This is a genomic window from Pseudomonas sp. IT-P4, assembly GCF_949767755.1.
Lineage (GTDB): Bacteria > Pseudomonadota > Gammaproteobacteria > Pseudomonadales > Pseudomonadaceae > Aquipseudomonas > Aquipseudomonas monachiensis.
Genome location: NZ_CATKPX010000038.1, coordinates 1 through 26,243 on the forward strand (window position 1 = coordinate 1; position 26,243 = coordinate 26,243).

25 protein-coding genes and 2 pseudogenes are annotated in these 26,243 nt (G+C 60.3%); 11 read left to right on the forward strand and 16 right to left on the reverse strand.

The genetic code is table 11. The features are described 5' to 3' along the window. From ACM6IT_RS16775 to ACM6IT_RS16790, 4 genes and pseudogenes are all read left to right on the forward strand, one after another. A pseudogene (locus ACM6IT_RS16775) lies at positions 1-203 on the forward strand (alpha-D-ribose 1-methylphosphonate 5-triphosphate diphosphatase); the annotation flags it as partial. 20 nt (positions 204-223) lie between these two features. Continuing rightward, on the forward strand, positions 224-790 hold the full coding sequence (phnN, locus tag ACM6IT_RS16780) for a phosphonate metabolism protein/1,5-bisphosphokinase (PRPP-forming) PhnN (RefSeq protein WP_414913108.1): 567 nt from the start codon (positions 224-226) through the stop codon (positions 788-790). Beyond that, positions 787-923 (forward strand): annotated as a pseudogene (locus tag ACM6IT_RS16785) (phosphonate metabolism protein PhnP); the annotation flags it as partial. The gene phnN and the pseudogene ACM6IT_RS16785, both read left to right, overlap by 4 nt. Then, complete coding sequence (locus tag ACM6IT_RS16790) at positions 890-1,024, forward strand: hypothetical protein (RefSeq protein WP_414918379.1); 135 nt, start codon at positions 890-892, stop codon at positions 1,022-1,024. The pseudogene ACM6IT_RS16785 and the gene ACM6IT_RS16790, both read left to right, overlap by 34 nt. A 2-nt stretch (positions 1,025-1,026) precedes the next feature. On the opposite strand, the gene ACM6IT_RS16795 is transcribed toward ACM6IT_RS16790, so the two are convergent. The 4 genes from ACM6IT_RS16795 to ACM6IT_RS16810 all read right to left on the reverse strand — a co-directional run bounded on the left by ACM6IT_RS16795 (position 1,027) and on the right by ACM6IT_RS16810 (position 4,490). Further along, positions 1,027-1,602: a PIN domain-containing protein gene (locus ACM6IT_RS16795; RefSeq protein WP_414918380.1), complete on the reverse strand. Its 576-nt coding sequence runs from the start codon at positions 1,600-1,602 to the stop codon at positions 1,027-1,029. Next, a complete protein-coding gene (locus tag ACM6IT_RS16800) occupies positions 1,599-2,066 on the reverse strand; it encodes a helix-turn-helix domain-containing protein (protein WP_414918381.1) in 468 nt (155 codons plus the stop codon). The genes ACM6IT_RS16795 and ACM6IT_RS16800 overlap by 4 nt, the downstream gene beginning before the upstream one ends. A gap of 82 nt (positions 2,067-2,148) precedes the next feature. Further along, positions 2,149-3,036, reverse strand: a complete 888-nt coding sequence (locus ACM6IT_RS16805; protein ID WP_414918382.1) for a LysR family transcriptional regulator — start codon at positions 3,034-3,036, stop codon at positions 2,149-2,151. 248 nt (positions 3,037-3,284) lie between these two features. After that, positions 3,285-4,490 (reverse strand): MFS transporter, encoded by a 1,206-nt coding sequence (locus ACM6IT_RS16810; RefSeq protein ID WP_414918383.1) that lies wholly within the window; start codon positions 4,488-4,490, stop codon positions 3,285-3,287. A gap of 235 nt (positions 4,491-4,725) precedes the next feature. Between ACM6IT_RS16810 and ACM6IT_RS16815 the strand changes: the two genes are divergently transcribed. Next, positions 4,726-5,355 carry a hypothetical protein gene (locus ACM6IT_RS16815; protein WP_056721642.1) on the forward strand — a complete coding sequence of 210 codons (630 nt, stop codon included), beginning with the start codon at positions 4,726-4,728 and terminating at the stop codon, positions 5,353-5,355. An 84-nt stretch (positions 5,356-5,439) separates the two neighbouring features. Here the strand turns inward: ACM6IT_RS16815 and ACM6IT_RS16820 are convergent, their stop codons facing one another. From ACM6IT_RS16820 to gcl, 8 genes are all read right to left on the reverse strand, one after another. Beyond that, entirely contained in the window at positions 5,440-6,438 is a 999-nt protein-coding gene (locus ACM6IT_RS16820; RefSeq protein ID WP_046037670.1) for a sulfate ABC transporter substrate-binding protein, read from the reverse strand. A 173-nt stretch (positions 6,439-6,611) separates the two neighbouring features. Then, positions 6,612-7,436, reverse strand: a complete 825-nt coding sequence (locus tag ACM6IT_RS16825) for an ion transporter (RefSeq protein ID WP_056721646.1) — start codon at positions 7,434-7,436, stop codon at positions 6,612-6,614. A 21-nt stretch (positions 7,437-7,457) separates the two neighbouring features. Continuing rightward, positions 7,458-8,372, reverse strand: a complete 915-nt coding sequence (locus tag ACM6IT_RS16830) for an urea transporter (protein ID WP_414918384.1) — start codon at positions 8,370-8,372, stop codon at positions 7,458-7,460. Positions 8,373-8,575: 203 nt separating this feature from the next. Next, positions 8,576-9,991, reverse strand: a complete 1,416-nt coding sequence (pyk, locus tag ACM6IT_RS16835) for a pyruvate kinase (protein ID WP_414918385.1) — start codon at positions 9,989-9,991, stop codon at positions 8,576-8,578. Next, on the reverse strand, positions 9,981-11,261 hold the full coding sequence (locus ACM6IT_RS16840) for a glycerate kinase type-2 family protein (protein ID WP_414918386.1): 1,281 nt from the start codon (positions 11,259-11,261) through the stop codon (positions 9,981-9,983). The genes pyk and ACM6IT_RS16840 overlap by 11 nt, the downstream gene beginning before the upstream one ends. A 180-nt stretch (positions 11,262-11,441) precedes the next feature. Continuing rightward, positions 11,442-12,332 carry a 2-hydroxy-3-oxopropionate reductase gene (locus ACM6IT_RS16845; RefSeq protein WP_056721654.1) on the reverse strand — a complete coding sequence of 297 codons (891 nt, stop codon included), beginning with the start codon at positions 12,330-12,332 and terminating at the stop codon, positions 11,442-11,444. A 131-nt stretch (positions 12,333-12,463) separates the two neighbouring features. Further along, entirely contained in the window at positions 12,464-13,246 is a 783-nt protein-coding gene (hyi, locus tag ACM6IT_RS16850; RefSeq protein WP_414918387.1) for a hydroxypyruvate isomerase, read from the reverse strand. A 137-nt stretch (positions 13,247-13,383) separates the two neighbouring features. Further along, the gene (gene gcl / locus ACM6IT_RS16855) at positions 13,384-15,159 is read right to left on the reverse strand and encodes a glyoxylate carboligase (RefSeq protein WP_056721656.1); all 1,776 of its coding nucleotides are present in this window, start codon (positions 15,157-15,159) and stop codon (positions 13,384-13,386) included. A 281-nt stretch (positions 15,160-15,440) separates the two neighbouring features. On the opposite strand from gcl, the gene ACM6IT_RS16860 reads away from it, so the two are divergent. Beyond that, positions 15,441-15,881: a GlcG/HbpS family heme-binding protein gene (locus ACM6IT_RS16860; protein ID WP_056721658.1), complete on the forward strand. Its 441-nt coding sequence runs from the start codon at positions 15,441-15,443 to the stop codon at positions 15,879-15,881. A gap of 145 nt (positions 15,882-16,026) precedes the next feature. Here the strand turns inward: ACM6IT_RS16860 and ACM6IT_RS16865 are convergent, their stop codons facing one another. Beyond that, positions 16,027-16,635, reverse strand: a complete 609-nt coding sequence (locus ACM6IT_RS16865; protein WP_015096199.1) for a TetR/AcrR family transcriptional regulator — start codon at positions 16,633-16,635, stop codon at positions 16,027-16,029. A gap of 134 nt (positions 16,636-16,769) precedes the next feature. Between ACM6IT_RS16865 and ACM6IT_RS16870 the strand changes: the two genes are divergently transcribed. Continuing rightward, positions 16,770-17,684, forward strand: a complete 915-nt coding sequence (locus ACM6IT_RS16870) for a DUF808 domain-containing protein (RefSeq protein ID WP_056721659.1) — start codon at positions 16,770-16,772, stop codon at positions 17,682-17,684. Between the two features lie 156 nt (positions 17,685-17,840). Here ACM6IT_RS16870 and ACM6IT_RS16875 read toward each other — a convergent pair whose 3' ends face one another. Together ACM6IT_RS16875 and ACM6IT_RS16880 are read right to left on the reverse strand one after the other, a co-directional pair. Further along, complete coding sequence (locus ACM6IT_RS16875; protein ID WP_056721662.1) at positions 17,841-18,629, reverse strand: VacJ family lipoprotein; 789 nt, start codon at positions 18,627-18,629, stop codon at positions 17,841-17,843. After that, the gene (locus ACM6IT_RS16880) at positions 18,622-19,920 is read right to left on the reverse strand and encodes a serine/threonine protein kinase (RefSeq protein WP_414918388.1); all 1,299 of its coding nucleotides are present in this window, start codon (positions 19,918-19,920) and stop codon (positions 18,622-18,624) included. The genes ACM6IT_RS16875 and ACM6IT_RS16880 overlap by 8 nt, the downstream gene beginning before the upstream one ends. Before the next feature lie 225 nt (positions 19,921-20,145). Here ACM6IT_RS16880 and ACM6IT_RS16885 point away from each other — a divergent pair, with 225 nt between their 5' ends. Further along, positions 20,146-20,514: a hypothetical protein gene (locus tag ACM6IT_RS16885; RefSeq protein ID WP_409078478.1), complete on the forward strand. Its 369-nt coding sequence runs from the start codon at positions 20,146-20,148 to the stop codon at positions 20,512-20,514. Between the two features lie 83 nt (positions 20,515-20,597). Here ACM6IT_RS16885 and ACM6IT_RS16890 read toward each other — a convergent pair whose 3' ends face one another. Further along, positions 20,598-22,193 (reverse strand): beta (1-6) glucans synthase, encoded by a 1,596-nt coding sequence (locus tag ACM6IT_RS16890; protein WP_414918389.1) that lies wholly within the window; start codon positions 22,191-22,193, stop codon positions 20,598-20,600. A gap of 289 nt (positions 22,194-22,482) precedes the next feature. On the opposite strand from ACM6IT_RS16890, the gene ACM6IT_RS16895 reads away from it, so the two are divergent. From ACM6IT_RS16895 to ACM6IT_RS16905, 3 genes are all read left to right on the forward strand, one after another. Then, positions 22,483-23,334 carry a glycine betaine ABC transporter substrate-binding protein gene (locus ACM6IT_RS16895; protein ID WP_056721670.1) on the forward strand — a complete coding sequence of 284 codons (852 nt, stop codon included), beginning with the start codon at positions 22,483-22,485 and terminating at the stop codon, positions 23,332-23,334. 228 nt (positions 23,335-23,562) lie between these two features. Further along, a complete protein-coding gene (locus tag ACM6IT_RS16900) occupies positions 23,563-23,874 on the forward strand; it encodes a DUF485 domain-containing protein (protein WP_056721673.1) in 312 nt (103 codons plus the stop codon). Further along, positions 23,871-25,529 carry a cation acetate symporter gene (locus tag ACM6IT_RS16905; RefSeq protein WP_414913117.1) on the forward strand — a complete coding sequence of 553 codons (1,659 nt, stop codon included), beginning with the start codon at positions 23,871-23,873 and terminating at the stop codon, positions 25,527-25,529. Before ACM6IT_RS16900 ends, ACM6IT_RS16905 begins: the two co-directional genes overlap by 4 nt. The last annotated feature ends 714 nt before the right edge of the window (positions 25,530-26,243 follow it).

Sequence of the window (26,243 nt, forward strand, 5' to 3'; positions counted from 1 at the left end):
CGTTGAAGTTGTGCTTTCACGGCAGGAGTATGTTGATGGGCGCACCGAACATCGTGCGCGGCCGGTCGCACTCGGGTAACGTGGCCGCCGCAGAGCTGGCCGCCGGGCTGAACGATCATGGCGAGATTGCGACGGGCCTGCGGGCCGAACTGCTGCAGGCACGCAGTCAGGACGGTTTGCCGGTGGTCCAACAAGTGTGGTGACAAGCGAAGAGGGGGTTTTGATGGCAGGCAGGTTGATCTATCTCATCGGGCCTTCAGGTTCGGGCAAGGACAGCCTGCTGGATGCCGCGCGAACGCGGTTGGCCGAACGCGGCTGCCGTATCGTGCGCCGGATCATTACCCGCTCGGCCGAAGCCGTGGGCGAGGCGGCACTGGGCGTCAGTGCCCGGCAATTCGCCGACATGGAAGCCCGGGACGCGTTTGCCCTGAGCTGGCACGCCAATGGGTTGTCCTATGGCATCCCACGGGAAATCGACGATTGGCTGGCCGCTGGCCAGGACGTACTGGTCAATGGCTCGCGGGGGCATTTGCAGAATACGCACCTGCGCTATCCGGATGTGTTGGTGTTGTTGCTGAGCGTGGACCAGGCGGTGCTGCGTGAACGACTGCTCAAGCGCGGGCGTGAATCGGTTAGCGAGATCGATCAGCGCCTGGCACGCAATGCCCGATTCAACGAGCGGCTGCTGGCGGAAGATTCTGCCGTGCACCTGCTCGACAACTCCGGGCCGCTGGAGCTTACGGTCGAACGCTTGCTGGCCTGCATTGACGAGCAAGCTCCTCGCGCCTGACGTTGCCGGGCACCGGTGATTCTCGGCAAGTGCCGGTCTACGGCTGCGAGTGCGTGGCTTGTGATGCGGCCCGCCAGGATCAGCGCTGGTTGACCGACCTTGCAGTGCATTGATGAGTTGCAGCCGAAGTCGGCGGTACTGCCCCATGTCGGGCATACCCTGGATGCCTGGTTGATGGGGCATCGGGGTGAATTGCCGGCGAATGTGGGGGGGTGTAGCGATCAGGTGTGCTGATTTCAGAGCATTGCCCGGAAACTGTTCAATGCCTTGACCGACTGAACCAGGCCTTGACGTAACAAGAGATCGAGATAAGTGTCAGTGTTCATCGGTGGGGCCTTCAGTTGCTTGCGCTGTCGTTGTGCCGTGGCGACCACCGCTGCCGGATCAAGGTCGAAAAGGTTATCGACGAACTCGTCGGGGTGCTGGGCCTCGATGCCATAAGGTTGCAGCGCGGTGCGGGGGAAGTCTTTCTGGTTGAAGGTGACAATGACGCTGGCGTTGCAACGAATGGCAGCCGCCAGGACATGTCGGTCATCCGCGTCGGGCAGCGTCAATCCTTGTATCAACGCTTCGTACCCCGAGACGCAGGCGTCGGGAATCGCCAGATCCATTAGCTCGCAGGTGCGATTCAATTGTGCGGCGTTGAGATCCGGGCGGTTTCTTAGCAGATTGCGTTTCCATTCATCGTGTATTGCCGCTGACCATTTCGCCCTGAAAAGCCCGGAGAGCGCGAGCCACATCAGAAAGTCTCTCAAGGGAGCGGGGTAAAGCACGCAAGCGTCATATACAGCGGTAAATGAAGTGTGCCTCACTCGTATCCTGTCCTTAGCGCCTGTGCTTGCTCGGCGAGAAGCATCATTGCCTGTTCGCTGGCGGTGTCGCGCCGGTTTTTATAGTCCATCAAATCGGCAAAGCGCACACGTCGGTGCTTACCGGTTTTGTGGTAGGACAGTACGCCGGATTCGAGCAGTTTGATCAGGTGTGGGCGTGAGACATTGAGTAGGTCCGCCGCTTCTTGCGTAGTCAGTTCTGCGTGAACCGGGACTACTTTCACTGCGTTACCGGCTGCGAGCTCCGCTAGAATATCGACCAGCAAACGGAGTGCCGAGGTAGGCAGTTCGATGTTATGCGCTTCGTTCTGCTCATCGAATATCTGGATGTGCTGAGTTTCGAACCGGGTGGCGAGATAGGCCGCCAGGGTGCGTTGCCCCTCGATTGCGGCCTGTATTTCGTGTTTCGCGGGTAAGTTGATTGGCGGATGAATGACGGTCGACATGACGGTTACCAATATTCTGAATAATCGATGTCGGCAGGCTATTCGAATTAATCGAAAATCGCAATAAACGAAAAAGGTGCTTTCAAACCTCGTTCATCAACAACCCCTGCACATACTCCACAAACGCCCGAGCCTTGGCACTGGCCATTCTCCCAGTGGGGAACACCGCCCACAGGTCCAGGTTCGGCAGTGCCCAGTCCTTCATCACTTCCCGGACCGAGCCGTCGGCCAGTTCCGGTGCGAACATCCATTGCGAAGCCATCGTCAGCCCTTGATGGGCCAGCACGGCTTCACGCAGGCCTTCGGCGGCGTTGACGCGGATCCGGCCGCTGATGTTCACCGATTGCTCCTCGCCTGCCTTGTTGAACTGCCAACTGGCGCTGCCACCGAGGGTGTAGAGGATGGCCTGATGCTTGCGCAGGTCGGCGGGGCAGGTGGGCTCGCCGTGTTTTTCAAAGTAGGCCGGCGTGCCCAGTACCATGCGCCGGCATTCGGCGATCTTGCGGGCGGTCAGGCCCGAGTCGTTCAACACGCCCATGCGCAGGGCGATATCGACGCCTTCCTCCACCAGATTGACGTTGCGATCATCGAGCATCAGGTCGATGTCCAGCGCCGGGTTTTGCTCCAGGAAGGGCCCCAGGTGCGGAACGATGTGCAGCCGGCCGAAGGTGACAGGCGCGCAGATGCGCAGGTTGCCACTGAGCCCGTCGGCGCAGCCCCGTGCGGCATTATCGGCCTCGTCGGCTTCTTCGATGGCGCGCTTGGCCCGTTCGAAGAAGGCCAGCCCGGCTTCGGTGGGCGTGAGGCCCCGGGTCGAACGCAGCAACAGCCGCACCGCCAACCGCGATTCGAGTTGCGCGATGGTTTTCGACACGGCCGGCTGGCCGATATTCAAGCGCCGGGCCGCGGCGGAAAACGAACCGGTTTCCACCACGTAGACGAAGGTTTCCATTGAGCCGAGGCGGTCCATTGAGGGTCCTTGTGCAAACTCCGGAAGTTATCGGAAGCCTCCTGTGGGAGATTCTATGGTTGAGGGAAACCCCTCAACTGGCTTTTGGCTGATATTCGCTTTGCCCTTTCAGCAAGGCGAATAGCATCCAGCATCGCTTCAGGCGTTGAGTGTAATCGGGGTTGACCCCGGCATAACGGATCATCGTTGATCGTGGATAGGCACGGGCGCAACACAGGTGTGCGGTATGGCATTCGTTTTTTTGCGATTTACGCTGTCACCAACGAACCCTTTTGCGAAACACTCAAGAACCGCAGCAACGCCAACAGTGGAAACGCGCTGCCGACGATCACGATCCACAACCAGCCGCCGTGTTCGTACACCGCGCTGGCCACCGAAGAGCCGAAGGCGCCGCCGATAAAGATGCTGGTCATGTACAGCGCATTCAGGCGGCTGCGGCTTTTGCCGTCGAGGGCGTAGACCGCGCGCTGGCCGAGGACCATGTTCATCTGCACGCAGAAGTCGAGCACCACGCCGGTCACCGCCAGGCCGATGACGCTGTAGGCCGGATGGATAAACGCCGGCATGAAACTCAGGCTGGCGAACAGCAGGGCCAGCAATGAGGCGATGCGGGTGTGGCCGGCATCGGCCAGGCGTCCGGCGATGGGGGCGGCGATGGCGCCGATGGCGCCCACCAGGGCGAAAATCGCGATCTCGCTTTGCGACAAACCGTGATTGCGCGCCAGCTCCAGTGGCACGGCGGTCCAGAACAGGCTGAAGGTGGCAAACATGCAGCCCTGGTAAAACGCCCGCTGACGCAGTACCGGTTGTTTGCGCAACAGCGTCCACAACGAGCCCAGCAACTGGCCGTAGGACGCGCTGTGATCAGGTTCACGCTTGGGAATGGTCACGGCCAGCACGATGCTGATGGCCGCCATCAAAACCGCGGCTATCATGAACATCGCCCGCCAGCCCAAATGGTCGGCCACCACGCTGGACACCGGTCGGGCCAGCAGAATGCCGAGCAGCAATCCGCCCATGATCCCGCCTACCACACGGCCACGGGTTTCTTCCGGCGCCAGGTGTGCGGCCAGCGGAATCAGGATCTGCACCGACACCGAACTGAACCCCACCAACAGCGAAATCAGCAAGAACACGTTCGGCTGATCGGTAAACGCCGCCCCCAGCAGGCTGACAATCGCCACCAGGGTGGTGATGATCATCAACCGGCGGTTCTCCAGCAGATCCCCCAGCGGCACCAGGAAAAACAGACCCAGCGCATAGCCGATCTGAGTCAGGGAGACGATCAGGCTGGCCATGGTGTTGGTCAGGCCGATGTCCGGGGCGATCAGGCCGATGATCGGTTGGGCGTAGTAGATGTTGGCGACAATCGCGCCGCAGCAGAAGGCGAACAGCAGCACCATCCCTGGGGTCATTGTCGCGGTGCCGTGGGGCACCTGGGTCGCTGGGTTCATAACGGGTCTCGCTGTACGGAAAGGAATGCGCGCAGGCTAATGGGCTGACTGAAACGGCGGAAGTGGGGTTGGAGTGATAACAGTCATTCCATTGCGCAATGACTGACGAACGCGTGTGTCGTCCGTCGAAGAGCCTTGCGTCAGAACGATGTAAGTGAATGATACATTCACTTACATCTTATTCGATGGCGTGCTTATGTTCTCTCTTCCTGTCTCACCACCGGAGGGTCGTCCCATGAAGGTGAAGTTTCGTCAGCTGATTCGTCGCGCGTGTGTCGTTACCTTGATCAGCGTCTTCGGTGTTGGCCTGGCCGATGCCGACGATGCTCCGGGCACGCGCATCGGGGTGCGCGGCGAGATCACCGGCGTCAGCGCGGACATTCTGAAAGTCCATGCCAACAGCGGTGAAAACGTGATGATCAACCTGACCAAGGACACCAAGGTCCGCGCCGTGACCCTGGCCAACATCGAAGACATCAAGCCTGGCAGCTACATCGGCTCGGCGGCTGTTCCCCAGGAGGATGGCACCCTCAAGGCCCTGGAGGTCCATGTCTTTCCTCCGGAGCTGGCCGGTAGTGGCGACGGTCATCGGCCGTTTGACCTGGTCAAGGGCAGCAGCATGACCAACGGCAGCGTCGGCGACCTGGTGGTGAGCAATGGCCGGGTGCTGACCGTCAACTACAAGGGCGGCCAACAGAGGATTCTGGTGCCCGAAGACGTACCCATCGTCAACCTGATACCGGCCGATCGCAGCCTGTTGAAGGTGGGTGTGAAGATTGTGACCTTTGTGACTCAGGGCGCTGATGGCACGCTCACGGCTCAATCCATTTCGGCGGGCAAGGATGGCGTGACGCCGCCGATGTAGCCGGCGCGTGGCAACCTGAGCTGAAAATGACCGCCACAAAAAAGGCGACCTGCACGGGTCGCCTTTTTCGTTAGCGTCCAGTCATCACTGACCGCTGTAGATCTGGTCGAAAACCCCGCCATCATTGAAGTGGGTCTTCTGCACGGTGCGCCAGTCGCCAAAGGTCTTCTCCACCGACAGGAAGTCCACTTTCGGGAAGCGGTCGGTGTATTTGGCCAAAACAGCCGGGTCACGCGGGCGCAGGTAGTTCGCCGCGGCAATCTCCTGGCCTTCCGGTGACCACAGGTACTTCAGGTATTCTTCGGCCGCCGCGCGGGTGCCTTTCTTGTCGACGGTCTTGTCGACCACCGACACCGGTGGCTCGGCTTCGGCGGAAACGCTTGGGTAGATGACTTCGAACTGATCGCGACCGAACTCGCGGGCAATCATTTCCGCTTCGTTCTCGAAGGTCACCAGCACGTCGCCGATCTGGTTGGTCATGAAGGTGGTGGTGGCGGCACGGCCGCCGGTATCGAGTACTGGCGCTTGCTTGAACAGCTTGCCGACGAAGTCTTTGGCCTTGTTCTCGTCGCCGCCGTTTTTCAGCACGTAGCCCCAGGCCGAGAGGTAGGTGTAGCGACCGTTACCGGAGGTTTTCGGGTTCGGGACGATGACCTGGACGCCGTCCTTGAGCAGGTCGGGCCAGTCTTTCAGGGCTTTCGGGTTGCCCTTGCGCACAATGAACACGGTGGCCGAGGTGAACGGTGCGCTGTTGTTCGGCAGGCGCGTGACCCAGTTGTCCGGGACCAGTTTGCCGTTGTCCGCCAGGGCGTTGATGTCGGTGGCCATGTTCATGGTGATGACATCGGCCGGCAAACCGTCGATGACCGAACGCGCCTGTTTGCTGGAGCCGCCGAAGGACATCTGCAGGACGATGTTTTCGTTGTGCTCGGCTTGCCAGTGTTTCTGGAACGCAGTGTTGTAGTCCTTGTAGAAATCTCGCATCACGTCGTAGGAAACGTTGAGCAGGGTCGGTGCAGCCTGGGCGATGTTGCCCAGGGCCAGGCCAGCGGCGAGAAGCGAGGCGCCAAAGAGTTTTTTCACTGCGAATTCCTTTTGATGTAGGAGCTGCCGCAGGCTGCGATCCTTTGGCTTTGATTTTCAAGATCAAAAGATCGCAGCCTACGGCAGCTCCTACGGGTTATTTATTAGTTATCAACGATGTGTCGACTATAGCCGGGCTCATATAGTCCTTTAAAGATTAAAAAGCTCTTTGCTTATTCCAGTTTTTTGAACAGTGCATTGCCACATCGGGAGCAGAACGACGCCTCGGGTTCATGGCTGTCCTTGGCGCACACCGGGCAGTCGCGATGCAACTGGCCGCCACGCATGGCCGTGGCCAGTTCGGCGGTGAAGATCCCTGTGGGCACGGCGATGATCGAGTAACCGGTGATCATCACCATCGATGAAATGACCTGGCCCAGTGCGGTCTTGGGCACGATGTCGCCGTAACCGACGGTGGTCAAGGTCACGATAGCCCAGTAAATGCCCTTGGGAATGCTGGTGAAGCCATGTTGCGGGCCTTCGACCACATACATCAGGGTGCCGAACACGATGACCAGTGTGCAGACGCTGAGCAGGAACACGAGGATTTTCTGCTTGCTGCCACGCAGGGCATCAAGCAGGTAGTGGGCTTGCTTGAGGTACGGGCCGAGCTTGAGCACGCGGAAGATCCGCAGCATCCGGATCACCCGGATGATCAGCAGGTACTGGGCATCGCTGTAGTACAGCGCGAGGATGCCGGGCACGATGGCCAGCAGGTCCACCAGTCCATAGAAACTGAAGGCATAGCGCAGGGGCTTGGGCGAGCAGTACAGGCGCAGGATGTACTCGCCGAGGAAGATCACCGTGAAGCCCCACTCGATGTACGCAAGCACGCTGGCGTAGTTCTGGTGGACGTCATCGATGCTGTCCAGGATCACCACCACCAGGCTGGCGAGGATGATCAGCAGCAAGGTGGAGTCGAAGCGTCGACCGGCGACGGTGTCGGTCTGGAAAATAATCACGTACAGGCGGTTACGCCACGTGTCGTTGCTGTTCATGCACATCGCCTTGGCCGCAAATCAGCGCAGCCTAGGTTGATTCTCCCCGGAAGCGCAAGGCGCGCTTTCGACCGAGGCTTTGCCGAGCATTTGAACAACGCTGCGAATCAGCCAGCCGGCAAGAATGAACGGCGCGGTCAGCGTAGGCAGACCGATGGCGGCAAACACCGGCGTCAGCAACAGCGCAAGGCCGATGCCAAGCAGCGGCAGCCACGGTTGGCGACGCCGGGAGCTGAAGGCGAGGGCGGCCAGCACGGCGTTATAGCCACCGAGGCCGAGCAGTGCGGTATAGAAATCGTGGTTCAGCAGGCTCCAGCCCATACCAGCGACCGAGGCCAGCAACGCCCAGCAGAAGGCGCGGCGATCAGCGATCAGCAAACCGGCGGCAATCATCGCACCCGCCAGCGGATGACCGAGGAACATCACCTGACCAATGCCTTTGAGTGGCGCGGCAAGCATGTTCAGGGTGCTGACTTCGATCAAATGCGGCTCAGTCGAGGGCGTGGCGAAGCACAGCAGCAACCAGCCGAGCCCGACGAAGGGCGCGGTGTAGGCCGGCAGGCATTGGCTGAACCGGACGCGCTTGAGCCACTGTTGGGTGACCATCGCGCTCAGGCCACCGGCGGCCAGGATCAGTGGCGGCATCATCGCCGACCAGGGGAAATACAGGCTCAGTAACAGTCCGAGCAGGACGCCGTTGTAGCTGAACAACCCGGCCTGGCGATCAGCCTTGGCATAGTTGCGGCGTTGCGCGGTGAGCAGCCCGGCGACACCACCGAGCAAGGCGCCGCCAAGTAAGGCGGGCGCAGTAAACAGGATGGCCAGGACGCACAGCAGGCCGCACAGCGGATTGCGCTGGAGAAAGATCTGGCTGAAGCCGTTGAGCAATGCTTCGGCCCAGTCGGGGCAGTGGGTGTTGAAGTGAATGGCAGGCATTTTGAAATCTAGGGCAGTGGAAAATCAAAGGTGTTGCACAAACTCTGTGGCGAGGGAGCTTGCTCCCGCTGGGTCGCGAAGCGACCCCAACTCCGGTGAATGCGGTTTCTCTGTGGAACCCGTCATGCCGAAAGACGACTGCTACGCAGCCGAGCGGGACGATGCGGCGATCCGACAAGCTCCCTCGCCACAAAAAGCGTTCGTTAGATCAATGTCTCGATGCGCAAAGAGTTAGTCGACCCCGGCTGGCCAAACGGCACACCTGCGGTGATCAACAGCGTGTCGCCACGCTGGGCCATGCCCTGGGCCTGGGCAATTTCCAGTGCCGTCGAGCAGACTTCATCGACCTGACGCAGACGATCGTTGACCACCGAGTGCACACCCCACGCCACGCTCAGGCGACGGGCGGTTTGCAGGTTCGGTGTCAGGTTGAGGATCGGCACCGTCGGCCGCTCCCGCGCCGCACGCAGGCTCGATGCGCCGGACTCGCTGTAGTTCACCAGCACTGCCACCGGCAGCACGTTGCTGATACGGCGAATGGCGCAGCTGATCGCGTCGGAAACAGTCGCCTCGGCTTTCGGTCGGCTGACGTCGAGTTGAGTCTGATAGTCCGGACCGTTTTCCACCTGGCGGATGATCTTGCTCATCATCTGCACGGCTTCGAGCGGGTATTCGCCGGACGCGGTTTCCGCCGACAGCATCACCGCGTCCGCCCCTTCGGCCACCGCGTTGGCGACATCGGTGACTTCGGCGCGGGTTGGCGCCGGTGAGAAGCGCATCGACTCCAGCATCTGGGTCGCCACCACCACCGGTTTGCCGAGTTGGCGGCAGGTGCTGATGATGTTCTTCTGGATCTGCGGCACGCTTTCGGCCGGCACTTCTACGCCCAGGTCACCACGGGCGACCATGATCGCGTCGCTCAATTCGGCGATCTCGCGCAGTTGTTCGACGGCCGAGGGCTTCTCGATCTTGGCCATCAGGAACGCCTTGTCGCCGATCAGGGAGCGAGCTTCGCGGATGTCATCGGGACGTTGTACGAACGACAGCGCCACCCAGTCCACGCCCAGTTCCAGGCCGAAGGTCAAGTCGCGGCGATCCTTGGCGGTCAGCGGGCTCAGGTCGAGCACCGCTTGCGGTACGTTCACGCCTTTGCGGTCCGACAGTTCGCCGCCATTGAGCACTGTGGTGTCGATGGCGTCGGCGTGCTTGGTCACGACCCGCAGACGCAGCTTGCCGTCGTCCAGCAGCAGGTCCATGCCCGGTTCCAGCGCGGCGATGATTTCCGGGTGGGGCAGGTTGACCCGGCGCTCATCGCCCGGCGTGGTATCGAGGTCCAGGCGCAAGGCCTGGCCGCGCACCAGTTGCACCTTGCCGTCGGCGAACTTGCCGACCCGCAGTTTCGGGCCTTGCAGGTCCATCAGGATGCCCAATGGATAATTGAGCTGGCGCTCGACTTCACGAATCCACTGGAAACGCTGGGCGTGGTCGGCATGATCGCCATGGCTGAAGTTCAGGCGGAAGATGTTGACCCCGGCCAGCACCAGTTCACGGATGGCGTCGATGCCGTCGGTGGCCGGGCCGAGCGTGGCGAGGATTTTGACCTTTTTATCAGGCGTCATGTTTAGTGCTCTCAAGGATCAGAATGGCGCGGAAGTCGTTGACGTTGGTACGGGTCGGTTCGGTGACGATCAGGGCGTCCAGCGCCTCGAAGTAGCCGTAGCCGTTGTTGTTGTCCAACTCGTCGCTGGCGCTCAGGCCCAGGGCGGCAGCACGGGCGTAACTGTCCGGGGACATGATTGCGCCGGCGTTGTCTTCGGAGCCGTCGATGCCGTCAGTGTCACCGGCCAGCGCGTAGACGCCGGGCAGGCCTTTGAGGCTGTCGGTCAGGCTCAGCAGGAACTCGGCGTTGCGCCCGCCACGGCCATTACCGCGCACGGTGACGGTGGTTTCACCGCCCGAGAGGATCACGCAGGGCGCCGCCAATGGCTGCCCGTGCTGGACGATCTGCCGCGCGATGCCGGCGTGGACTTTCGCCACCTCGCGGGATTCGCCTTCGAGGTCGCCGAGGATCAGCGGGCTGAACCCGGCCTGACGGCATTTCACCGCCGCCGCTTCAAGGGATTGCTGCGGGCGGGCGATCAACTGGAAATGATTGCGGGCCAGGCTCGGGTCACCGGGTTTGACGGTTTCCGACTCGGGGCTTTGCAGCCAGGTGCGCACCGAAGCCGGAACCTCGATGGCGTAGCGCTTGAGAATGGCCAGCGCTTCGGCCGACGTGCTCGGGTCGGCTACGGTAGGGCCGGAGGCGATGACCGTTGCGAGGTCGCCCGGTACATCGGAAATCGCATAGGTATAAACAGTGGCAGGCCAGCAGGCTTTGCCCAGGCGACCGCCCTTGATCGCCGAGAGGTGCTTGCGCACGCAGTTCATCTCGCCGATGGAGGCGCCGGATTTGAGCAGGGCTTTGTTGATCGACTGCTTGTCGGCCAGGGTGATGCCTTCGGCCGGCAGTGCCAGCAGGGCAGAGCCACCACCGGAGAGCAGGAAGATCACGCGGTCGGATTCGTTCAGGTCGCTGACCAGTTCCAGCACACGCTTGGCCACGGCCAGGCCAGCGGCATCTGGTACCGGATGCGCGGCTTCGACCACTTCGATTTTTTCGCAAGGCGCGCCGTGACCGTAACGGGTCACCACCAGGCCGCAGACTTCACCCTGCCAGCAGCGCTCGACCACTTGGGCCATGGCGGCTGCGGCTTTGCCGGCGCCAATGACGATCACGCGACCGCTGCGGTCGGCAGGCAGATGGGCTTCGAGGACTTGTTGCGGATGCGCCGCGTCGATGGCTGTGGCAAACAGCTCGCGCAGCAATTGTTGCGGATCGACCGACATGGCGGGCTCCCGGAATTCTTGTTATTTGAAGGAAAGCAGCCTGGGCAAGCTCTGGGTGGAACACCCTTGCAACTGGATGAACCTGTTCCTGTAGGAGCTGCCGCAGGCTGCGATCTTTTAGCGGGTAGTGCGGTGGAGAGTCGGGCCTGAGGATCAAAAGATCGCAGCCTTCGGCAGCTCCTACTTGTCGCGAATCGAGAAGTTCGCCATGTGTTCCAGACCCTTGATCAGCGCCGAGTGGTCCCAGTTGCTGCCGCCGATGGCCGCGCAGGTGCTGAACACTTGCTGGGTGTTGGCGGTGTTCGGCAGGTTGATGTTCAGCTCCTTGGCGCCTTGCAGGGCCAGGTTCAGGTCCTTCTGGTGCAGGCTGATGCGGAAGCCTGGATCGAAGGTGCCCTTGATCATGCGCTCGCCGTGCACTTCGAGGATCTTCGAGGACGCGAAACCGCCCATCAGTGCTTCACGCACCTTGGCTGGATCGGCACCGTTTTTCGAAGCGAACAGCAGGGCTTCAGCTACGGCCTGGATGTTCAGGGCCACGATGATCTGGTTGGCCACCTTGGCGGTTTGACCGTCGCCGTTGCCACCGACCAGGGTGATGTTCTTGCCCATCGCCTGGAACAACGGCAGGGCGCGTTCGAAGGCGTCGGCATCGCCGCCGACCATGATGCTCAGGGTCGCAGCCTTGGCGCCGACTTCACCACCGGACACCGGAGCGTCGAGATATTGCGCGCCTTTTTCGTTGATCTTGGCCGCGAACGCCTTGGTGGCGGTCGGCGAGATCGAGCTCATGTCGATCACGACTTTGCCTTTGCCCACGCCGGCAGCGATGCCGTCGGCACGGAACAGCACGTCATCGACCTGCGGGGTATCCGGCACCATGACGATGATGAATTCGGCTTCCTGGGCAACTTCTTTCGGGTTCGCCAGGGCAACGGCGCCAGCGGCGACCAGGTCGGCAGGCGCAGGGTCGTGGTGGGCCGACAGGAACAGGCTGTGACCGGCTTTCTGCAGGTTCGCCGCCATTGGGTGGCCCATGATGCCGGTGCCGATAAATCCGATTTTAGCCATGAGAAAGTCCTCTTGTTTTTATAAACAGCCGTAGGAGCTGCCGCAGGCTGCGATCTTTTGATTTTGCTTTTGAAGGTCAAGATCAAAAGATCGCAGCCTTCGGCAGCTCCTACAGTGATAAATGTGTTTGATCAGATCGCGTTATGGGTCTTCAACCAGCCCAGGCCCGCTTCAGTGGTGGTCAGCGGCTTGTATTCGCAACCGACCCAGCCCTGGTAACCGATGCGGTCCAGGTGTTCGAACAGGAAGCGGTAGTTGATTTCACCGGTGCCTGGTTCGTTGCGCCCCGGGTTGTCCGCGAGTTGCACGTGGTTGATCTCGCCCAGATGCGATTGCAGGGTGCGGGCCAGATCGCCTTCCATGATTTGCATGTGATAGATGTCGTATTGCAGGAACAGGTTGGCGCTGCCGACCTGCTCGCGAATCGACAGGGCTTGCGCCGTGTTGTTCAGGTAGAAACCCGGGATGTCACGGGTGTTGATCGCTTCCATCACCAGCTTGATACCCGCCGCTTGCAGCTTGTCGGCCGCGTACTTGAGGTTGGCGACGAAGGTTTTCTCCACGGTGGCATCGTCAAAGCCCTGCGGACGAATACCGGCCAGGCAGTTGATCTGGGTGTTGCCCAGCACTTGCGCGTAAGCGATGGCCAGGTCGACACCGGCACGGAACTCTTCGACCCGGTCCGGCAGGCACGCGATACCGCGCTCGCCCTTGGCCCAGTCACCGGCCGGCAGGTTGAACAGCACTTGGGTCAGACCGTGTGCGTCGAGCTGGGCCTTGATTTCGGCGGAGCTGAAGTCGTACGGGAACAGGTATTCGACACCACTGAAGCCGGCCTTGGCGGCCGCTTCGAAACGGGCGAGAAAGTCCTGTTCGGTGAACAGCATGGACAGGTTGGCTGCGAAACGCGGCATGGTGGTCTCCTGTATGTGTTTGATGTCCTCTGTGGGCGCGGGCTTGCTCGCGGAGGCGGTGGTTCAGTCAACATTGATGTCGACTGACACTCCCTCTTCGCGGGCAAGCCCGCTCCCACAGGGGGAGCGGTCAGCAGTTAATCGAGCAACGAAATCGCAGTCGGTGCGTCGTCGCCGACCAGCGCCAGGTCTTCGAATTCGTTGACGGCGTTGATCTCGGTACCCATGGAAATGTTGGTCACGCGCTCCAGGATGATCTCGACGATCACCGGAACCTTGAACTCTTCGATCAGCTCCTGGGCCTTGCGCAGGGCAGGCTGGATCTGGGACGGTTCGAATACGCGCAGGGCCTTGCAGCCGAGGCCTTCGGCAACTGCGACGTGGTCGACACCGTAGCCGTTGAGTTCCGGCGCGTTCAGGTTGTCGAAGGACAGCTGCACGCAGTAGTCCATGTCGAAACCGCGCTGCGCCTGACGGATCAGGCCCAGGTACGAGTTGTTCACCACAACATGGATGTACGGCAGCTTGAACTGCGCGCCCACCGCCAATTCCTCGATCATGAACTGGAAGTCATAGTCCCCCGACAGGGCCACGACTTTACGGTTCGGATCGGCCTTGACCACGCCCAGCGCTGCCGGAATGGTCCAGCCCAACGGGCCTGCCTGGCCGCAGTTGATCCAGTGGCGCGGCTTGTAGACGTGCAGGAACTGCGCGCCGGCAATCTGCGACAGACCGATGGTGCTGACGTAGCAGGTGTCTTTGCCGAACACCTGGTTCATTTCTTCGTAGACGCGTTGCGGCTTGACCGGAACGTTGTCGAAGTGAGTCTTGCGCTGCAGGCTGGCTTTACGCTGCTGGCAGTCTTGCAGCCAGGCGCTACGGTTCTTCAGCTTGCCGGCGGCTTGCCATTCGCGAGCGACTTCGATGAACACGGTCAGCGCGGCAGCGGCGTCGGAAACGATGCCCAGGTCCGGGGTGAACACGCGGCCGATCTGGGTCGGTTCGATATCAACGTGAATGAACTTGCGGCCTTCGGTGTAGACGTCGACGGAACCGGTGTGACGGTTGGCCCAACGGTTACCCACGCCCAGAACCACGTCGGATTTCAGCATGGTTGCGTTGCCGTAGCGGTGCGAGGTCTGCAGACCCACCATGCCCACCATCAGCGGGTGATCGTCCGGGATGGCGCCCCAGCCCATCAAGGTCGGGATAACCGGAATACCGGTCAGCTCGGCGAACTCCACCAGCAGGTCGGCGGCGTCGGCGTTGATGATACCGCCACCGGCCACCAGCAATGGACGCTCGGCCTGATCCAGCATCGCCAAGGCTTTTTCCACCTGAACGCGGGTAGCGCTCGGCTTGGCCAATGGCAGTGGCTGGTAGGCGTCGATGTCGAATTCGATTTCGGCCATCTGCACGTCGAACGGCAGGTCGATCAGCACTGGGCCAGGACGGCCGGAGCGCATTTCATAGAAAGCCTTCTGGAACGCATAAGGCACCTGGCCCGGTTCCATGACGGTGGTCGACCACTTGGTGACTGGCTTGACGATGGTGGTGATATCGACAGCCTGGAAGTCTTCCTTGTGCATACGGGCGCGGGGTGCCTGGCCGGTAATGCAGAGGATTGGAATCGAGTCGGCCGAGGCGCTGTAGAGCCCGGTGACCATGTCGGTGCCGGCAGGGCCGGAAGTACCGATGCACACGCCGATGTTGCCGGCCTTGGTGCGGGTGTAGCCCTCGGCCATGTGCGAGGCGCCTTCAACGTGGCGAGCGAGTACGTGATCGATGCCGCCGACCTTTTGCAGGGCGGAGTACAGCGGGTTGATGGCGGCACCCGGGATGCCAAAAGCGGTATCGACCCCTTCACGGCGCATCACCAGAACGGCGGCTTCGATTGCTCTCATTTTGCTCATGGTTTTGTGCCTCTTTACGTTTTGTAATTGTATACAAGTGGCTTTGCGCAGAGTGTATTCACGGCGGACGGCGCAGGTCAATCCATTTTCTCAAGCGCTTGTTTCATTCGTCGGAAGCCCGTTCTACTGTGGCTTTTCGTCGCATGTGGCGCCTTTCGAGAATTATTGTATACAAAAAAATAATTCATTGTGTTCTATTTGTTGCATCGGGCTGCGACGCAAGCGTGCGCACTTGTGCCGCAGCCCACCGACTTTCCGAAAAACAAAATGAGGACGGCACCATGAGCGCTTTAACCTTGAAAGTCGCAGTCAACCTGGTCAACGAGGCCATCACTGCAGGGCGTGCAATCGCTGCGGCACCCTTGACCATTGCGGTACTGGATGCCGGCGGGCATCTGATCGCCCTGCAACGCGAAGACGGCGCCAGCCTGCTGCGCCCGCACGTCGCCATCGGCAAGGCCTGGGGCGCCATCGCGCTGGGCAAGGGTTCGCGCCTGCTGGCGCTGGACGCCCAGCAACGCCCGGCGTTTATCGCCGCGTTGAACAGCCTGGGGCAGGGCAGCGTCGTGCCGGCACCGGGTGGTGTGCTGGTTCGCGATCAGGACGGGAACGTGCTGGGGGCGGTGGGGATCAGCGGCGATCTGTCGGATGTCGACGAGCAGTGCGCAATCAATGCCATCGAGGCGTTGGGGTTGGTGGCGGATGCGGGGGTGGCGGCTTGATCTTCGCTGACTGAACTACCGCTTTCGTCGGAACGCCGCCCGGAGCAAGCCCGCTCCCACATTGGATTTTTTGCGTACACAAATTTTGTGAACGTCAGCGATCAAGTGTGGGAGCGGGCTTGCTCGCGAATAGCCTTGATGCGGTTTACCGCTCAGGCTCACATCCCTTCAACACCAACCGGATAATCGTCTGCGCCGCCGCTTCATAATCTTCTTCATCCAGCCTGGCCTTGCCGGTGATGGCGGTGATTTGCCAGTCGAAGTCGGCGTAGGTCTGGGTCGCGGCCCAGATGCTGAACATCAGGTGGTTGGGGTCGATGGGGGCGATTTGGCCGCGGTCGATCCAGGTCTGGATGCACTCGATGTTGTGTTTGGCCTGGCCATTGAGCTGTTCGACCAGATCGCTGCTCAGGTGGGGGGCGCCGTGCATGATTTCGCTGGCGAACACCTTGGAGGCGAAAGGCAGGTCGCGGGAGATGCGGATCTTCGAGCGAATGTAGCCGCTGAGCACTTCACCAGGCTCGCCGTCCGGATTGAACGGTGTCGAAGCCTGCAGGATCGGCTCGATGATACTTTCCAGAACCTCGCGGTAGAGGTTTTCCTTGGACTTGAAGTAGTAGTAGACGTTGGGCTTGGGCAATCCCGCCTTGGCTGCGATGTCGCTGGTTTTGGTCGCAGCGAAGCCTTTGTCGGCGAATTCCTCACTGGCGGCACGCAGGATCAGTTGTTTGTTGCGCTCGCGGATAGTGCTCATAAACCGGGTGATTCCTTGCCTGTTCTGGCGGTTGCGCATGGTATCACCGGCCTCGCGCGGCGCTCAAGAATGCACCGTAGGCTCTTATGTCGCGCTATGCTGCTGCGCATTCATTGCAGAAGGAAACCCGATTCATGGCAGGAAGCAGTTTGCTGGTGCTGATCGATGACATCGCGACCGTATTGGACGACGTGTCCTTGATGACCCAAATGGCCGCCAAGAAAACGGCCGGCGTACTCGGTGACGACCTGGCACTCAATGCCCAGCAGGTCAGTGGCGTGCGTGCCGAGCGGGAAATCCCGGTGGTCTGGGCGGTCGCCAAGGGGTCGTTCATCAATAAACTGATCCTGGTGCCATCGGCGCTGGCCATCAGTGCGTTCATTCCGTGGCTGGTCACACCGCTGTTGATGGTCGGTGGCGCCTATCTGTGCTTCGAAGGTTTCGAAAAACTTGCCCACAAGTTCCTGCACAGCAAGGCTGAAGATGTCGCCGAGCATGCGCAGTTGGTCGAGGCGGTGGCCGATCCTGCCATCGACCTGGTGGCGTTCGAGAAGGACAAGATCAAAGGCGCGATCCGCACCGATTTCATTCTTTCGGCGGAAATCATCGCCATCACCCTCGGCACCGTGGCCGGCGCGCCATTGACCCAGCAAATCATCGTGCTGTCGGGCATTGCCATTGTCATGACTGTCGGCGTGTACGGATTGGTGGCGGGTATCGTCAAGCTTGACGACCTCGGCCTGTGGTTGACTCAGAAACCCGGACAGGTGGCGAAAAGCATCGGCGGCGGGATTTTGCGTGCGGCACCGTACATGATGAAGAGCCTGTCGGTGATCGGCACGGCGGCGATGTTTCTGGTGGGCGGCGGGATCCTCACGCACGGTGTGCCGGTGGTGCATCACTGGATCGAAAGTGTCGGTGCGGCGGCGGGTGGCGGCGGATTTATCGTGCCGGTGTTGCTCAATGGCGTGGCGGGGATTGTCGCAGGGGCGGTGGTGTTGGTTGGCGTGATGGCCGTCAGCAGGATCTGGAAAGCCCTGAAAGGCTGAAGACAGCACATAACAAATGTGGGAGCGGCGGTGCGGCGATCCGACTTGCTCGCGAAGAGGTCGTGTCAGTCACCAAAAAGGTTGTCTGACACACCGCTTTCGTCGGAACGCCGCCCGGAGCAAGCCCGCTCCCACAGTGTTTTTCGGCTGCCTTGTTTACTCGGCGATCTGCAACTTGCGCGCTTCGGTGTACACGTAACGCACTTTATCGTACTCGAATGGCGAGTTCATCTGGCCATAGCGGAAGCTGGTCTGGTGGCGCTTGTCGATGCCGCGCAGGATCCAGACTTCCGGATGATTGGAGCTGACTTCGGCGACGTTGAGGAAGTTGATCGCATTCTCGGCAGAGTAATCCACCAGCAGGCCGCCAGTATCACGCAGGTTCGACGGACCGAGGATCGGCAGGACGAAATAAGCGCCGCCCGGCACGCCGTAGAAGCCTAAAGTCTGGCCGAAGTCTTCGCTCTGGCGGGGCAGGCCCATTGCGGTGGCCGGGTCCCACAGGCCGGCGATGCCGATGGTGGTGTTGAGCAGCAGTCTCCCGGTAATTTCCAGCGAACGCTGGCCCTTGAGTTGCAGCAGGCTGTTCATCAGGTTCGGCACGTCGCCGAGGTTGTTGAAGAAGTTGCTGACACCGGTACGCAGGAAGCTCGGGGTGACGTAGCGGTAACCATTGACCACCGGCAGGAACACCCATTGGTCGAAGCGGTAGTTGAAGTGATAGACGCGCCGATTCCACTCTTCCAGCGGATCGTAGACGGCCAGCGCGTTGAGCGTCGAACGTTCGAACTCGCGCTGATCCAGGCCCGGGTTGAATTTGAGTTTGCTCAGCGGCTCCTTGAAGCCGTCGCTGTCGACGACCAGGGGGGCGTTGGCTTTGCTGTTGTCGGCATTGGCGACGCTTGCACAGAGTAACGCTGCGAAAAGCAGGAGATATTTAGCCACGGAAAAACTCCAGCATGGCGTCGCTGTTGACGCGGTAGTTAATGTTGCCGCAGTGGCCGCCATACGGGTAAACGGTCAGGCGATCACCGAAAGTCTTGCGCAGGAAGCCCAGGTCGCCAGGGCCGAGGATCACGTCATCGGCGTTGTGCATCACTGCGATTTTCGGGCTTTCGTGCAGATAGTCCTTCAGCGCATACAGGCTCACCTGGTCAATCAGTTGCAGCAGGCTGCCGCCGTCGGTGCGGGCGCGCCACATCGGGATCACCTGTTCGGTGATGTAGCAGTCGAAGTCGCATTGCAGCGCTCGCTTGAGGAATGGCGTGAGGCTGGTGCCCTCGGTGATCGGGAACTTGGGTGGGGTGATCAGGCCGCGACGGTTGACCAGGTCCGAAGTGAAGGCAATGTCGGCCGCCGAAAAGCGGAACGAGGTGCCGATCAGCATGGCCATCTGCTCATTGGACAGGTGCTGCTTGGACTGCTGGAAGTCGTAGAGCAGGGCGTCATTGAGGTCGATGTAGCCCTTCTGCTGGAAGTAGCGGGTCAGCTTGTCCAGTACCAGTTCATAGAACGTGGTGCTGGTGTTGATGCCTTTGACCTCGGTCTGGACCAGCTTGTCGAGGTTGGTGATCGAGGTGTAGAGGTTGACCGGCGGGTTGAGCAGCAGGACTTTCTTGAAGTTGAAGCTGCGGCGGGTTTCGTCCAGGTGCGCGACGAAAGCGGCATCCAGGGCACCCAGGCTGTACCCGGTCAGGTAGTAATCGGTAACCGGCATTTTCGGGTTCTGTGCCCGCACGGCCTGCATCACCCGGTACAGATCTTCGGCGTCTTCCTTGGAAACACCCGGGGTGGCGAAGCGTGATGCCGCGCTCATGAAGTCATAGCTGGTGGGCGACGACAACTGAACCACGTGGTAGCCGGCTTTGTAATAGAGCTTCTTCAGGTATTCGTTCAGGGTGCTGTCATAGCGTGCGCCGGTGCCGGCGATCAGGAAAATCAGCGGCGCGGCGTGATCCTGCGTGGCAATGCGGTAGTCGAGTTTCTTGACCGCCCAGAAATTGTCCGGCAACTCGAATGCCCGTTCCGGACGCAAGGTAACGCTGCGCACTTCCTGATCGATATCGTCGTCCAGGGGTAACTCCGGACGCAGGTCCGGCGGCGTGGTCGCGATGGTCGCCTCGAACGGGTTGGTCAGGGGGTAGCCGTAACTGGCGGCGTCAATGTCGACCGCCAGTGCGGACGCACTCAATATAATGCCGCCAAACAGGGCAGCGAAGCGCAAGGAACGGAGCATGACTAAATCCCTTAGAAGAAGGTGCCGAATGAATTTCGCAGGCTATGACCACCGGATTTGCGCCAAAGTGCCAAGCCTCGGCACCAAACAGGCTTAATTTCGAAGTAATAGTAGCTGGACGATACACTTTGCAGCGATTGAATGACCAGTTATCAGTTGTTATCGCTTGCGAAACCCTTGGGGGCGATTAAGCTGGCCGCCGTTTTTCGCCAATTGGAGTGTTTCATGTCCCGCCGCCTGCCCGTAATTCTGCTGCTTGTTTTGCTGCCTGTCTGGCTGGCCGCCAGTTATGGCGCGCGTTATGGCTTCATGGAGGATGCGCAGTGGGTCGGCATTTGCGTGGATGAAGCGAGTCGTTGGGAATGCCAGGTGCGTTCGAACCTGGGGCTGATGATTCACTTCGGGGTGCTGGGGTGGGGCGCCTTGGCTGCTGCCGTGATCGGCTTTGTGTTGTCCGGGCGTGCGGGGTGGTGGTTGGCGGTGCTGGCGCTGGTGCTCGGTTTTCCGGCGTTGGCCTTGTACAACACGACGTTGGCGGTGTTTGCGGTGGTGATTGCCGGGTTGCGGCTGGTTCGGGAGAATCGCTTCGGTTGATCAAAAGATCGCAGCCTGCGGCAGCTCCTACAGGGGAACACGAATTCCTGTGTAGGAGCTGCCGCAGGCTGCGATCTTTTGATCTAGCCCTTGCGAACCCGCAAACAGCGCCACAACGCCGCCACCATCAACACACTCACCAGCGCCCAGCCCCAGGCCTGCTGGTTCTGCAAGCCTTCGCGGAACAGCTGCGGCGCAATGCAGGCACCGATGATGAAGGTCAGCAACGCAATTTCGCGGCGCGGCACGTTCACCGGGCGGCACAGATATACCAGCGCCGGCACGATGAACGCGACGCTCGGGAAGCTGCGATAACGGGGCTCGAGCACCAGTTCCAGCATCATCACGGCTGCCGCGAAACCTGTTGTTGCAACCAGCCAGCCAGCACGACGCTCGAACAAGTCGAAAGCCCGCCCGCGCCATCCGCTGCGAGGGCTCAATGCCAGCGCGGCATGGGCCAGCACCAGCAGATTCAGAGCGGTCAGCAATCCGACCCATAGCCATTCACTGGTAAAGCGCGTGGTCACCCGTGCCAGGTCACCCCAGGCGCCGATCGAACACGCCGCCAAGGCACCAAGCAGCGGCAGCACCAGTGCCGAGCGGGTCGTGCGGACCCGACCACCAAGCAGCAACGTGCCGATGAAGATCAAGCCACCCACCGCCAGCCACTGCGTCCAGTACGGGGCGTTTGTCACTGGCCCGGCCAGCACGCCCTTGTCCTGGCGATCGGCATCGAATAGCCCCCAGTAACCGCCGACCGCACCTTCACTGGCGCGTTTCCAGGGCTGGTCGAAGGCTTCGATCAGGTTGTAATGCCAACCCTGTTGCTCGGCCATGGCAACAAAACCGCGAATGAATTTTGCTTCGTTGACGCGGCTCGGCAGGGCCGTTTCGCGCTGGCGACCTTCGCTAGGCCAGCCAGTTTCGCCGATCAGCACATCCTTGGGCGCGAACTTGTTGCCGAATACCTGGCGTATGTCGGCCACATGTTGCAGGGCAGCGTCGATGTTCGACGGATCGTCTTCCCAGTACGGCAGCAAGTGAATGGTCAGGAAGTCCACGGCGGGGGCGATTTCCGGATGCTTGAGCCAGAACTCCCAGACGTCGGCGTAGGTGACCGGCTGTTTGACCTGGCTCTTGACCTTGTTGATCAGCTTCGCCAGTTGCGCGCCGGTGACTTCCTTGCGCAGCAGGGTTTCGTTGCCGACGATTACCGCGCTGACCACATCCGGGTTGGCGTTGGCCGAGGCGATCAGCAGGTCGACTTCTTTCTCGGTGTCCACCGGGTTGCTGTTGACCCAGGCGCCGATCATCAGCTTCAAGCCATGCTTGCGTGCCAGGTCCGGCAGGGCTTCCAGGCCGGTCATGGAATAGGTGCGGATGCATTCGAAGCTTTTGGACAGTAGCGCGAGGTCGGCATCCATACGCTCGGGGCGCAAGTTGAATGGCACGTCGAACGGCGATTGATCCTTGTCGAACGGGGTGTAGGAGGCGCATTGCAGCTTGTGCGTCGCGCTGGCCACGTCCGGCAAAATTACCGGTTTGCCGAGGCCGTACCAGAAGCCGCCCAGGGCAAACAGCCCGAGCAGGCAAGCGAATAGATAAGCAGCAAAAGGGAAGCGGGAGGTCGCGGACATGGTCAGGCCGTGTGGGAACAAAGCGGCGCATGTTACCTGCATTTAAAGCGTGTCTGGTGGCCTGCATGATTTTGACATGCAAAGTCCGGGCGGATTGGCGGGGGGGTGTCTGTCGCGCAGAGGGTTAATGGCTTTCTGATGTCGTTTCTCGATGCCTTGAGGTCGCTGGCAGAGCAGGTCGCCATGAGCGTCAGGTTGATTATCGCAAGTGTCAGTACTCCGCTGATGTTCGAACGAGTTTGCGGTGGGCGTGATGGGGGCGCTGTGCACCATAACAATACGTTTAAGCGACTCGGCATCCGTCGAGCGCAGCACTTTCGGGGAAGTAACGATGAAGATGCGACGACTCTTGGGCGCAGGTGCGGCTTTGGTGCTGGCGATCAGTTCGACCGTGGCAAGCGCCGCTGGCAAGGACGTGACGCTTGGTTATGTCGATGGCTGGTCGGACAGTGTCGCCACGACCAACGTGGCGGCTGAAGTGATCAGGCAGAAACTCGGTTATGACGTGAAGCTGCAAGCCGTCGCTACCGGGATCATGTGGCAGGGCGTGGCCACCGGAAAACTCGACGCCATGTTGTCGGCCTGGCTGCCGGTGACCCACGGTGAGTACTGGGCGAAGAACAAGGATCAGGTCGTCGACTACGGCCCGAACTTCAAGGACGCGAAAATCGGCCTGATCGTGCCGGAGTACGTCAAGGCCAAGTCCATTGAGGACCTCAAGACCGACGACACCTTCAAGAACCGCATCGTCGGCATCGACGCCGGTTCAGGCGTGATGCTCAAGACCGACCAGGCGATCAAGGACTACGACCTGACCGGCTATCAACTCAAGGCCAGTTCCGGCGCCGGCATGATCGCCGAGCTGACCCGTGCCGAGAAGAAGAACGAATCCATCGCAGTGACCGGCTGGGTGCCGCACTGGATGTTCGCCAAGTGGAAACTGCGCTTCCTCGAAGACCCGAAAGGCGTGTACGGCGCGGCTGAAACCGTGAACAGCATCGGTAGCAAGGGCCTGGAAGCCAAGGCGCCGGAAGTGGCCAAGTTCCTGAAGAACTTCCAGTGGGCCTCCAAGGACGAAATCGGTCAGGTCATGCTGGCGATTCAGGACGGTGCCAAGCCTGAAGCCGCGGCGAAGGATTGGATCGCCAAGCACCCTGAGCGTGTGGCTGACTGGGTCAAGTAACAGTCGCCTCGCTTTTACCTGTGGGAGCGGGCTTGCTCGCGAATGCTGTCTGTCAGTTGACTGACATGATGCCTTCGCGAGCAAGCCCGCTCCCACATTTATTTTGTTCATGCTTGAAATTGGCGAATCCGTCATGGGGATCTAAGACTAAGGTCGTCTGGAACCTGCCCCGCAGCCGCATAGAGTGGAGACCGTTCCAACTAAATCTGTGCTGCGAGGATAAAAACAATGAACGACAGCATTTACCTCTCGATTCAAAACAGCCCGCGCTTCAAGGAGCTGGTTAGCAAGAGGGAACGATTCGCCTGGATCCTTTCGGCGATCATGCTAGGGCTTTACTCCGGATTCATCCTTTTGATTGCTTATGGGCCGCATGTACTGGGGGCGAAAATCAGCCCTGAGTCATCGATCACCTGGGGCATTCCGATCGGTGTCGGTCTGATTCTCTCGGCCTTCATCCTGACCGGTATCTACGTACGGCGCGCCAACGGCGAGTTCGACGACCTGAACAATGCGATTCTCAAGGAGGCTCAGCAATGATCCGGCGTCTAATGGCTCTGTTGAGCATCGCAGCGTTCGCACCTGGCGCTTGGGCCGCTGATGCCCTGACCGGCGCTGTGCAGAAACAACCCCTTAACGTGTCCGCGATTCTGATGTTCATCGCATTCGTTGGCGCGACCCTGTGCATCACCTACTGGGCGTCCAAGAAAAACAAGTCGGCTTCCGACTACTACGCGGCGGGCGGCAAGATCACCGGTTTCCAGAACGGCCTGGCGATTGCCGGTGACTACATGTCCGCGGCGTCCTTCCTGGGTATTTCCGCGCTGGTGTTCACTTCCGGCTACGACGGCCTGATCTACTCGATCGGGTTCCTGGTGGGCTGGCCGATCATCCTGTTCCTGATCGCTGAGCGCCTGCGTAACCTGGGTAAATACACCTTTGCCGACGTGGCGTCCTATCGCCTTGGGCAAACCCAGATCCGCTCGCTGTCCGCTTGCGGTTCGCTGGTGGTGGTTGCGTTCTACCTGATCGCGCAAATGGTCGGCGCCGGCAAGCTGATCCAGCTGCTGTTCGGTCTCGATTATCACGTTGCGGTGATCCTGGTTGGTATCCTGATGTGCATGTACGTGCTGTTCGGCGGCATGCTGGCGACCACCTGGGTGCAGATCATCAAGGCAGTTTTGCTGCTGTCCGGCGCCTCCTTCATGGCGCTGATGGTGATGAAGCACGTCAACTTCGACTTCAACATGCTGTTCTCCGAGGCAATCAAGGTTCACCCGAAAGCTGAAGCGATCATGAGCCCGGGCGGCCTTGTGAAAGATCCGATCTCGGCGTTCTCCCTCGGTCTGGCGCTGATGTTCGGTACTGCTGGTCTGCCACACATCCTGATGCGCTTCTTCACCGTGAGTGACGCAAAAGAAGCTCGCAAGAGCGTGTTGTACGCAACCGGCTTCATTGGCTACTTCTACATCCTGACCTTCATCATCGGCTTCGGCGCGATCCTGCTGGTCAGTACCAACCCTGCCTTCAAAGACGCTGCTGGCGCCTTGCTGGGTGGTAACAACATGGCGGCGGTGCACCTGGCCAACGCGGTGGGTGGCAGCATTTTCCTGGGCTTCATCTCGGCGGTGGCGTTCGCGACCATTCTGGCAGTGGTTGCCGGTCTGACCCTGGCCGGTGCTTCGGCGGTGTCCCACGACCTGTATGCCAGCGTGATCAAGAAGGGCAAGGCCAACGAGAAGGACGAGATTCGCGTTTCGAAAATCACCACCATCGCCTTGGCGGTGCTGGCCATTGGTCTGGGTATCCTGTTCGAGAGCCAGAACATTGCGTTCATGGTGGGCCTGGCGTTCTCCATCGCAGCGAGCTGTAACTTCCCGGTGCTGCTGCTTTCCATGTACTGGAAAAAACTGACCACTCGCGGTGCGATGATCGGCGGCTGGATGGGGCTGGTCAGTGCCGTGGGTCTGATGGTGCTTGGTCCGACCATCTGGGTGCAGATCCTGCATCACGAGAAGGCCATCTTCCCGTATGAGTACCCGGCGCTGTTCTCGATGATGATTGCCTTTGTCGGGATCTGGTTCTTCTCGGTTACCGACAAGTCCACTGCGGCTGATAATGAGCGTGCGCTGTTCTTCCCGCAGTTTGTTCGTTCGCAGACTGGCCTGGGTGCAAGTGGTGCTGTTTCGCACTAAGGCTTTAAAGCTTTATATATAAATTGCACTAACGCGTAATGCCCCGGTCGAGAGATCGGGGTTTTTTTTTATTGGGCGGTAATCGACCCGAATTTCGTGGATGTACCCGATTTACTGTGGGAGCGGGCTTGCTCGCGAAGGCTTTGTGTCAGGCGGAGTGCTTTTTGATGGTGTACATATCCATTCCTTCGGTAGCGGCGACTTATGGTTTCGCCCTTACGGCGAGTCACTTTTTTTACAAGCGCCTAAAAAAAGTAACCAAAAAAACGCTCGCCCCGAACGTACGGCCCCTCGCTAAGGCTCGGCGTTCCTTCGCTGCGGTATTCATCCGGGGGCATTGCCCTCCGGTCGGCTTCGCTTCGACCTACATGCAATGAGTTCGACTGCGTCGAACGGCGCTGCGCGCCAATCCCCGGATAAACACCTCCACTCAGCCTTCCGAGGGGGCGGGTGGATCAAGATCAAGAGCTGCAGGCGAGCTAACGCTCGGCCTGATGAGTGGTGAAGAGCGTGGGTGTACGCCGATCTGCCTTTGCTTTTCTGTGGGAGCGAGCTTGCTCGCGATGACGGCCTGCCAGTCGACCAGGTACCCTGCAGACGAACGCACCCAGCAAACAGGCCGGCCGGTAGGCCGCCTCGGGCGCTGTTGCGGTGTACGCCCCCTCGTGAGGCCGAGTGGAGGTTCTGCGCAGTGGGCAACCCGGCATGGATGCC